Origin of the sequence: Rhodococcus sp. IEGM 1372 (genome assembly GCF_030056835.1) — a bacterium.
GTDB lineage: Bacteria > Actinomycetota > Actinomycetes > Mycobacteriales > Mycobacteriaceae > Rhodococcoides.
This window is the reverse complement of sequence record NZ_JASHKS010000001.1, coordinates 507,750-517,524: the sequence shown is the minus strand read 5'-3', so window position 1 is coordinate 517,524 and position 9,775 is coordinate 507,750. Positions and strand designations below refer to the sequence as shown.

The following is a 9,775-nucleotide window of genomic DNA, read 5'->3' as shown; positions in this document are numbered from 1 at the left end:
CCACTCGAGGAGTACAACAAACGACTGCTCGTTGCGACGACCACGTGAACCCGTCTCGTCTTCGTGCTCACTGCAGCAGGTGCGCTCGCGGTCTGCTACGTCGCGCTGCATCCGCCTCGATTCGATCGCCTCGCTCCGTCGCCGCGTCGATCGGTGCAGTTGTGGGAGTGGATGATTCCGCTCGGGGCGGTGGTGGCGTTGTTCGTCGTGTTCGTCGGGTTCCAGGTTCCGACGCTGTTCGGCGGGCAGGGGCATGTGGCGACCACGGAGGGGCTGACCAATGCCGAGTACGCCCGGCAGGGCTTCTGGCAATTGCTGGCAGTGACGGTACTGATACTGTTCGTCATTGCGGTGACGGTCGCCAAGGCTCCGCGAAACCGCAGAGGAGATCGAATCGCATTGCGGGCGTTGCTCGGAGCGCTGTGCCTGCTGTCGTTGGTGATCGTTGCGTCGGCCCTGCATCGAATGTCGTTGTACGAGCAGCAGTACGGCTACACGACGCTCAGATTGTTCGTCACGGCCGTCGAGTGGTGGCTGGGATCGGTGTTCGTACTGCTTCTGATCTCGGGCGCGCGGATGTCGGGGCGCTGGCTACCGAGAGCCGTGGGCGTCGGTGCGGTTCTGACCGTGCTCACGCTGGCGGCTCTGAATCCGGATGCGTACATCGCACGGCACAACGTCGATCGCTTCGAGCAGACCGGACGCATCGATACGTCCTACGTCGGTGGGTTGTCGTCCGACGCCGACGCGGAGCTCGAGCGACTGCCCGACTACGTTCGTCCCTGCGTGCAAGCCCGAGGTCCGGTGTTCGTCGGGGATACCTGGCACCTGTGCACGGACCCTTCGGTATCTGTACCCTGAGCAACGACTCGGGTTCGGTGGCACACCAGGGAGGTGCGGGATGAGATACCAGCGCATGGTCGTCACCTCGCTGCTCCTCGTGACGCTGTACCTGACGATGCCGACCGCAACCGCAGACGTGGCCCTGATTCTCGTCGCGGCGCTGGCAACGCTGATGCTGCTCGCGCACCGTGTCGATGTTCCGGCACTGCTGCGCCTGCTGCCGAACGTCGGCCCCGCCGCAGAAGAACGCCATCTGCGAGGCTCTTTCCGGCGTCAACATCGCCCGGATGCTCCGGGCCGCCCACAGCCACGAGCACCCGGTGCACTGGTGGGGGCGCTGTAGCTCGACAGTTCCCCCACGCCTTCGCAATCCGTTGTCCGCGAGGCCGTCCCAAGGAACTCAAGATGCTCGATTCTCGAACCCTTCACCTGGCGATTCGACGCTACGCCGGGACGCTGGTCGGCGTCCTCGCCGTCCTGCTAGTCGTCTTCGCCGTCGTCGACGCACAACCCGCCGCACAGATAGCGATGTTCGGTGCGCTGGTCGCGGCGTCCCTGGTCGTCCTCGGTGCGCGGTGCGACCTCGCCGTGATCGCACCGCTGTCGTTGTGCGCCGCAGGCGCGGACGGGCGGCGGCTTCGGGGATCGTTCCGCAGGCAACAGCAACCCGATGCGCCCGGTCGCCCCATGCCCAGAGCACCCGGTTCGGTCCACGGACCGGACCGGTGGCTCCAGTTCTCCTGAGCCACTGCGAGATCCGGTCGAGACGCCAACCGACCGACTTCTCTCACAGTGAGGTGCTCCACCATGCTCGATGTCGTCTACTATCCCGTCTCCGCGGTGCTGTGGTTCTGGCACAGAGTCTTCGGGTCCGTGCTCGGCCCCGACAACGGCTTCGCCTGGGCGTTGGCCGTGATATTTCTGGTCTTCACGCTTCGTGCGGTGTTGATCAAGCCGTTCGTCAGTCAGATTCGTTCCCAGCTCGCGATGAAGAGGCTCCAACCACAGATCAAGGCCGTGCAGAAGAAGTACTCCGGGGACCGTGCTCGACAGGCAACCGAAATGCGGAAGTTGCAGCAGGAACACGGTTTCAACCCCTTGATGGGGTGCCTGCCCCTGCTGGCGCAGGGCCCGGTGTTCATCGGCCTGCTGCACGTGCTGCGCTCGTTCAACCGTACCGGCACCGGATTCGGTCATCTCGGTATGACGGCGCAGGAAAATGCGAACACCGCGAACTACGTCTTCAGCGCCGCCGATGTGCAGTCCTTTCTCGACGCGCGGCTGTTCGGTGCGCCGATCTCTGCTGCTATGAACAGCTCGCGCGAGGTTCTGGAGGCATTCGGCCCGTTCGGGGGAGTGCCGTCGGTGTTGAGCATCGCGCTCGTCGCGGTCCCGTTGATGATCGTCGCTGCGGTGGCCACGCATCTGAACTCGCGGGCGTCCGTCGCTCGGCAGGACGCAGCGGCGCTGGCAAACCCGCAGACCGCGATCATGAACAAGCTCGTGCTCTGGGTGTTCCCGGCAGGCGTGCTCGTCGGTGGGCCGGTACTTCCGGTTGCGGTGTTGCTGTACTGGGTGAGCAACAACATCTGGACCTACGCCCAGCAGCACCTCGTCTACCGACGCATCGATCGAGAACCGACTACCTCGCCGGAGGTGACATCGGCGGTCACCGCCCCCAAGCCCGGGGCCGAGCCGAGGCATCCTTAGCAACCTCGCCGGAGGTGCCGCCGACGGAAGGCGAGCAGCCGACTGTCGGTGGGCTCGGCTACCGTCGTCGGCGTGCCGATCACTGTTTCCACTGTCAACGTCAACGGAATTCGCGCAGCTGTTCGCAAGGGCATGCTGCCATGGCTCGAGGCCACCGATGCCGACGTCATCTGCCTGCAGGAAACCCGCGCCAACGACGGGGAACTGACCAAGGCGTTGGCCCCGGCCCTCGATGCGGGCTGGCACCTGGCCTCGGCCGAGCCGTCCGCGAAGGGACGCAACGGGGTAGCCCTGCTGTCGAAGGCGGCTCCCGATGCGATTCGCACCGGCATCGGTGCCGCCGAATTCGCCGATGTGGGTCGCTACATCGAAGGCGACTTCGGCGATGTCACCGTGGCGAGCCTGTATCTGCCGTCGGGCGAGGTGGGTACCGAACGCCAGGACGAGAAGGAACGCTTCATGGCGGCGTTCGCGAAGTATCTGGCCAAGACGGCCAAGGCCGCGAAGTCCGACGATCGGGACGTGGTGGTGTGCGGCGATTGGAACATCGCCCACACCGAGGCCGATCTCAAGGCATGGAAGACCAACCGCAAGAACTCCGGCTTCCTGCCCGAGGAACGCGAGTGGTTGGCGCGGTTGCTCGCCGAGAAGGCCCCGTGGACCGACGTCGTACGGGCGCTGCACCCGGGCGTCGAAGGTCCGTACAGCTGGTGGTCCTACCGCGGCAAGGCCTTCGACAACGACGCCGGGTGGCGGATCGACTATCAGTTGGCCACGAGCGATCTGGCCGAGCGCGCCAAGGAAGCGATCACCGAGCGGGCCGAGGCGTACGACCAGCGATGGTCCGATCATGCTCCGGTGACAGTGCGCTACCGCTAGAGCGGAGCCTGCGGAGTGACCCGTGTTGGCTAGGCAGGGAGTTGGTGTCGATGGGGTCGTGAAAAGATTGCGGTATGTCTTCTTCCGACTCCATCGACACTCCGCAAGGTCCGCGTCGGAGGGTGCTCTCCGGCATCCAACCGACTGCGGATTCGTTCCATCTCGGTAACTACCTGGGTGCGGTGCGGAACTGGGTGGAGTTGCAGGACGAGTTCGACGCGTTCTATTTCATTCCGGACCTACATGCGATCACCGTTCCGCAGGATCCCAAGGAGCTTCGCCGCCGCACCCGGGTGGCCGCGGCGCAGTTGCTCGCGGTAGGGATCGATCCGGAGAAGTCGACGCTGTTCGTGCAGAGTCAGGTGCCCGAGCATGCGCAGCTGGCGTGGGTTCTGAACTGCATCACCGGATTCGGCGAAGCAGCGAGGATGACGCAGTTCAAGGACAAGTCCGCCAAGCAGGGTCGCGATCACACCAGCGTCGGGCTGTTCACCTACCCGATTCTGCAGGCCGCGGACATTCTTCTCTATCGGCCGAATCTGGTGCCCGTGGGCGAGGATCAGCGGCAACACCTGGAGCTGACGCGCGATCTGGCGCAGCGTTTCAACACGCGATTCAAGAAGACGTTCGTCGTGCCCGATGCGCACATCATCAAGGGCACCGCGAAGATCTTCGATCTACAGGATCCCACCGCGAAGATGAGCAAGTCCTCGTCGAATCCGGCGGGCATCGTCAACATTCTCGACGATCCGAAGGTGTCGGCCAAGAAGATTCGGTCGGCAGTGACGGACAACGAACGCGACATCGTGTTCGATCCGGAGAACAAAGCGGGCGTCAGCAATCTATTGGTGATTCAGTCCGCGCTGTCGGGCGTGAGTATCGACGATCTCGTTGCCGGGTACGCGGGCAAGGGCTACGGCGACCTCAAATCCGACACCGCCGACGTTCTGACCGAGTTCGTCGTTCCGCTGCGGGAGCGGATGGACGGGTTCATGGCCGATGTGGCCGAACTCGACCGCATCCTCGCGTCCGGTGCGCATCGAGCCAGGGAAGTGGCGAGTCGAACGCTTGCTCAGGTGTACGACCGGGTGGGTTTCTTGCCGCCTGGCGCATAGCATTTTCGACACACCGGGTTTCGCTGTGCTGCGATGCGGCGACACCATCCGACAGCAGCCGACAACAGCGAGAAGGCGAGTGCCATGCCAGATTTCAAGGCGATCCTCGACGACCGGCGCAACCGGTGGCCGTGGCTCGATCACACTGTTGTCGCTGCGCAGCGGTACCAGGGTCAGAAGGGCGACTACTACGCGGCCGGCATGACGTACTTCAGTGTGCTGGCCCTGTTCCCGCTGCTGATGGTCGCATTCGCGATCGCCGGGTTCGTGCTGGTGAATCAGCCCGAGTGGCTTGCCGAGATACAGTCGCAGATTGCCGAGAACGTGCCGGGCAGCTTCGGCGAGACGATCAACTCGCTGATCCAGACGGCCATCGAGTCTCGGACGAGCGTCGGCATCATCGGTCTGCTCGGTGCGTTGTATGCGGGTCTCGGTTGGATCGCCAACCTGCGTGAAGCACTGACCGCCATGTGGGAGAGCCAGCACGAGCAGGGTGGTTTTCTGGCCACCAAGGCCAAGGATTTCGCCGCGCTGCTCGGGCTGGGGACCGCACTGGTGCTGTCGTTGGCGTTGTCGGCACTCGCCGGAGGTGGCCTGATGCGCAGCATTCTCGAGTGGGCCAATCTCGATTCCGTTCCGGGAGTGGGCGTCGCACTGCGCGTGTTCTCCGTTCTACTTGCGCTGGCGGGTACCTGGGCGTTGTTCACCTGGGTGATCTCGAGGCTGCCGCGCGAGCCGGTGTCGTGGCGCAGCGCAGCCAAAGGTGCGCTGCTCGCTGCCGTCGGATTCGAGATCTTCAAGCAGCTCGGTGCCCTTTACCTGGCTTCGGTGACGAGCGGTCCTGCGGGCGTGGTCTTCGGACCGATCATCGGTCTGCTGGTGTTCGTGTTCACGACGTCGCGTCTCGTGTTGTTCTCCACGTCGTTCGCCGCGACGACTCGAGAAAGCTTGGCCGAAGCCCACGTTCCGGCCCCGGAGCCGGCGGTGATCAACACGAGGGTCGAGGTCAGTGAGGGGCCGGGCGTCACGGGCGGTCTGGCTCTGGTGGGTGCCGGTGCCCTCGCAGCTCTCGGTTTCGCGGGACTGCGCAACCGGCGTCGCTGATCAGCGGTTGCGCGACAGACGCCGAGCGCCCCACAACAGCCCGATCACCACGATCGACCCGAGGACACCGATCGCGATGCGAACGACGGTGTCGCCCTGGGCCTGCATCTCGGACTGGCGGGAGCTCGAGCCCGACGCCGATGCGGGTGGCTGGGCAAGTGTCGGCGTGGCCGCGGGCGCGCGGGTGCTCGTCACCGCGGACGTCGATTGCGGCTCCACGAGCTCGCCGACGCCGCGGCTCGAACCGAGAGCGAACCCGTAGTCCAACAGGCGGGCCGCTTGCTCCCACGGCCGGATCGGCAGCACGTCTCCCTTCATGATCGTCACGACGAGACTTCGACCGCCCCGCTCTGCTCCTGCGACGAACGTCTGGCGCGCATCGTCGGTGTACCCGGTCTTGCCGCCGAGTGCGCCCTGGTAGTTGTAGAGCAACTGATTGTCGTTGGAGAGGGTGAACCCGGGCCGGTCCTGGTCGTCCGGGATCGTGGGATCCTTCGGGTAGCCGGGAAACTGAACCGTCTCGGTCGAAATCAGTTGCGCGAAAGTGGGATCACGCATTGCTGCGCGGTAGATCAACGCCAGATCGTAGGCAGAACTTGCCATGCCGGGACCGTCGAGACCCGACGGCGTGGCGGTGCGCGTATCGAGCGCCCCCAGTTCCGCGGCCTTGGCATTCATCTTGTCCACGGTGGCGGAGTCACCGCCCAGCTGCCTGGACAACGCATGCGCTGCATCGTTTCCCGATGCCATCACCAGTCCCTGCATCAATTGGAGATTGGTGTACACACCGTTTTCGCCGATGCCGACGGCACTGCCCTCTGCATCGGCGTCCTCTGCGGTCGCGGTGATCTGGGTATTCAGGTTCAGCTCGTCGAGGGCAACGAGTGCGAGCAGCACCTTGATCGTGCTCGCCGGCCGATGCCGCCCGTGCGGATCCTTGGCGACCAGAACGGAGCCCGAGTCCATGTCGGCCACCACGAACCCGGTGGCCGAGATGTCCGCAGGCAACGGGGGAGCCCCGTCCGGCAGTACCGCTCCACACTCGGCGAGCCGATCCCCGCCGACGGCCTCGGCGGGAATCGGGAGTGGTTGCGGGGCAGTGCTTCCAGGGGCCGGTACCTCGGACAGGTCGATCGCCGGGGGCGGTGATGCGGCGAAGGGGCAGCTGTCGGTGTCGGGCGTCGTGAACGGCGGTGTCGTCGTCACCACCGGTGGCTCGGCGGCAGGTTGTGCCAGAGCCGGTCCACAGCCGAAGCCGACGAGAATCATCGACACTGCCGACGCGGCCACGCACACTCGAATCCTTTTCATCGCGAATCACCATAGGCGCTCGGGGTCGGTCGACGTGGCGACCCACCGGCGCGCGTCGCTCGAACGACCGCTCCGATCCTCGTCCCGACATCGTCAGCGGCGACGGCCGAATGCAGCCCCTCGCGCAGCGGCACGCGCCCGCCACCAGAATGAGAACTCGCTCATGTTGTCTTCCTTCGGTTCTCAGTTTCGACAGCGATCGTTGAGTCATCACCGAAACGGTGGCCCACAGAACTCGAATCGAAGGAGCAGTCATGAGAATGCCGGCAAAGTTCATGATCGTCGGTGCAGCAGCCGTTCTCGTCACCCTCGGAAGCGTCGGCGCACTCGCGATCGCCGACGACGGCCCCGCCCAGCAGCGGCCGTCGTCGATCTCGGTGGAACAGCCTCTGTCGGAGGCAGATTCGGCCTCGAACCCGCCGGCAGCGCCCCAGCAGCCCGCAACGACCCGGATCTCGGACGACCGTTACGACGACGACTGGGACGACTGGGACGATCGCAACGACGACCTGGACGACCGTTACGACGACGACTGGGACGATCGCGACGATGACCGGGACGATCTGAACGATCGCAGCGACGACAACGACGACGACCTGGACGACGACAACGACGATCGGGACGACGACAACGACCGGGACGACTGAGACTCGAGCAGTGGCGTCGGCACCGGCCGACGCCATTCATGTCTCGGACAGTCGGTACCCCATTCCGCGGACGGTCTCGATTCGTGTGGCACCGAATTTCGCCCGGAGGTAGCGGACGTAGACGTCGACGACGTTGGAGCCCGGGTCGAAGTCGTAGCCCCACACCTGTGACAGGAGTTGCTCTCGCGAGAGGACCTGGCCCGGGTGGCGCATGAAGGTCTCGGCGAGGGCGAATTCACGGGCCGACAGGTCGACAGTGCGGTCTCCCGCCACAGCTCGCCGGGTACGCAGGTCCAGGGTGAGGTCGGCGACGGTGAGCTGGGTGGTGTCGACGGTTCTCTTGGTGCCCAGGCGAACTCGGATGCGCGCCAGCAGTTCCTCGAACCGGAACGGTTTGGCCATGTAGTCGTCGGCGCCGGTCTCGAGACCGGACACCACGTCGTGGACGCTGTCGCGCGCAGTCAACACGATCACCGGTATCTCGCATTGCTCTCCGCGCAGTCGCTGCAGTACCTCGAAGCCGTCCATGTTCGGCAGACCGATGTCGAGTACCACCAGATCGAAGTCACCGCTGCGGGCGTGTTCGTAAGCGGATCTACCGTCGGAGACGGTGGTCGTGCTGAAGCCGCTCGCTCGGAGCCCCTTCTGGACGAACGAGGCGATGCGGGGTTCGTCTTCGGCGATCAGGATGCGGGCCATGGTCGATCTTTCTGCGAGGGAACGGAATCGGTAAGTGGGATCGTGATGGTGAACGTGGCACCGTGCCCCGGTGCGCTGCCGACACTCACCCGTCCGCGGTGGGCCTGTGCGATGGCGGTGACAATGGACAACCCGAGCCCCGCGCCCTCGGTGCGTCTGGTTCCGTTGCGACCGCGGGCGAAGCGCTCGAAGATTCGTTCCTGCTCGTCGCGCGCGATTCCCGGGCCCGAGTCGGTGACCCAGAACCGGATGTCACCGTCGGACAGTTGGGATCCGATGCCGACACGACTGCCGGGCATCGTGTGGTGAGTTGCGTTGTCCGCCAACGCCAGCAGCGCCTGGGTCAGCCGTTGTGCGTCGAGCGGCGCGTGGACGGTCGCGCTGGCCTCGAGCACCCATTCCCGGTCGGCGAGGGTGGTCACCTTGTCGAACACGCTTCGGGTGAGCGCGTCGACATCGGTGACGACGGGGTTGACGAAGCTCGTCTGGTCGGCTCGGGTGAGCAGCAACAGGTCCGCGACGAGCCGGTTCATCCGATCGAGTTCGTCGTCGACGAGCGCGACGGTATCGCGCACGTCGACGGGGTCGTCGTGGTCGAGCACGTCGAGATGGCCGCGGACGATGGTGATGGGAGTGCGGAGTTCGTGGCCCGCGTCGTCGAGAAATCGGCGTTGACTGGCCGCGCCGGACTCGATCCGATCGAGCATCGAGTTCAGTGTGTCGATCAGGGCTCCGATGTCGTCGCCTCGACCCGTTGTTCTGGCGTCGGTGATTCGGCCGGACAGGTCGGTCTCGGTGATCGTTCTGGCGGTTGCGGTGATGTGTCTGATCGGCGACATGATGCGGCCCGCGACCAACCACGCCCCCACTGCCGCCAGCACCGAGGTGACGCCGCCGACGACGAGCATCAAGGTCGCGGTCTCGTCGGCGGAGGCGCGTTCCTGATCTGCGAAGTACGCGGCGACCACGACCCCGGTCACCGGGTCGCCCGCCAGAGAGACCGGCACCGCGAGGTACACCACTTCACCTGCGGCGCTCGAGTACGAACCCTCGACGGGCGCGGTGACGGTCCCGACTTCGGCGGTGAAGCCGTTGTCGTCGGACAGTCGCACCGGTGCCTGCTGCCTGCTCTGCACGGCGAAAGCGCCGTCCATGTAGCCCAGGAACTTCTCGTTGGGGCGGGCGAGGTTGTAGGTGATCACCACGCGGAGCACGTCGTTGATGTCGTCGAACGGTGCGCCGGTTCCGGGATCGACGCCTGCGTCGGTGAGGGTGGTGAACTCGGCGATCTCGGTGCGCAGCGATTCGCGCATGCGGTTGTCGGTGGCGCGGATCATGAGCAGCCAGGTGGTGACGGTGACGGCCGCCAGAGACGCCAACACCAGCAACAGGACCCACGAGAAGATGCGGCTCCTGGCGCTGGTCGGGCGTAGGGCAAGCAGTCGCGTCCGCATCACGTGGTCGGTC

Annotated in this window: 11 protein-coding genes; 8 read left to right on the top strand and 3 right to left on the bottom strand. The window is 65.2% G+C overall.

What is annotated here, in order from left to right; translation table 11 throughout:
• Window positions 1-63 precede the first annotated feature (63 nt).
• The 7 genes from QM590_RS02475 to yhjD all read left to right on the top strand — a co-directional run bounded on the left by QM590_RS02475 (window position 64) and on the right by yhjD (window position 5,651).
• Window positions 64-861, top strand: a complete 798-nt coding sequence (locus QM590_RS02475; RefSeq protein WP_269593444.1) for a DUF4153 domain-containing protein — start codon at window positions 64-66, stop codon at window positions 859-861.
• Between the two features lie 40 nt (window positions 862-901).
• Entirely contained in the window at window positions 902-1,186 is a 285-nt protein-coding gene (locus QM590_RS02470) for a DUF6412 domain-containing protein (protein WP_068051721.1), read from the top strand.
• A 62-nt stretch (window positions 1,187-1,248) separates the two neighbouring features.
• Window positions 1,249-1,587 (top strand): DUF6412 domain-containing protein, encoded by a 339-nt coding sequence (locus tag QM590_RS02465; protein WP_068051718.1) that lies wholly within the window; start codon window positions 1,249-1,251, stop codon window positions 1,585-1,587.
• A gap of 63 nt (window positions 1,588-1,650) precedes the next feature.
• The gene (gene yidC, locus QM590_RS02460; protein ID WP_269593445.1) at window positions 1,651-2,553 is read left to right on the top strand and encodes a membrane protein insertase YidC; all 903 of its coding nucleotides are present in this window, start codon (window positions 1,651-1,653) and stop codon (window positions 2,551-2,553) included.
• Between the two features lie 132 nt (window positions 2,554-2,685).
• Window positions 2,686-3,432 (top strand): exodeoxyribonuclease III, encoded by a 747-nt coding sequence (locus tag QM590_RS02455; protein ID WP_068051728.1) that lies wholly within the window; start codon window positions 2,686-2,688, stop codon window positions 3,430-3,432.
• Window positions 3,433-3,506: 74 nt separating this feature from the next.
• A complete protein-coding gene (gene trpS / locus QM590_RS02450) occupies window positions 3,507-4,547 on the top strand; it encodes a tryptophan--tRNA ligase (protein ID WP_094639022.1) in 1,041 nt (346 codons plus the stop codon).
• Between the two features lie 84 nt (window positions 4,548-4,631).
• Entirely contained in the window at window positions 4,632-5,651 is a 1,020-nt protein-coding gene (yhjD, locus tag QM590_RS02445) for an inner membrane protein YhjD (RefSeq protein ID WP_068051712.1), read from the top strand.
• Here yhjD and QM590_RS02440 read toward each other — a convergent pair whose 3' ends face one another.
• The gene (locus QM590_RS02440; protein ID WP_411741260.1) at window positions 5,652-6,962 is read right to left on the bottom strand and encodes a D-alanyl-D-alanine carboxypeptidase family protein; all 1,311 of its coding nucleotides are present in this window, start codon (window positions 6,960-6,962) and stop codon (window positions 5,652-5,654) included.
• Between the two features lie 254 nt (window positions 6,963-7,216).
• On the opposite strand from QM590_RS02440, the gene QM590_RS02435 reads away from it, so the two are divergent.
• Window positions 7,217-7,609, top strand: coding sequence for a hypothetical protein (locus QM590_RS02435; RefSeq protein WP_269593446.1), 393 nt, complete (start codon window positions 7,217-7,219; stop codon window positions 7,607-7,609).
• A gap of 36 nt (window positions 7,610-7,645) precedes the next feature.
• On the opposite strand, the gene QM590_RS02430 is transcribed toward QM590_RS02435, so the two are convergent.
• Window positions 7,646-8,308, bottom strand: a complete 663-nt coding sequence (locus QM590_RS02430) for a response regulator transcription factor (RefSeq protein WP_068051697.1) — start codon at window positions 8,306-8,308, stop codon at window positions 7,646-7,648.
• Window positions 8,293-9,762 (bottom strand): sensor histidine kinase, encoded by a 1,470-nt coding sequence (locus QM590_RS02425; RefSeq protein WP_269593447.1) that lies wholly within the window; start codon window positions 9,760-9,762, stop codon window positions 8,293-8,295. Before QM590_RS02425 ends, QM590_RS02430 begins: the two co-directional genes overlap by 16 nt.
• Window positions 9,763-9,775: the final 13 nt, after the last annotated feature.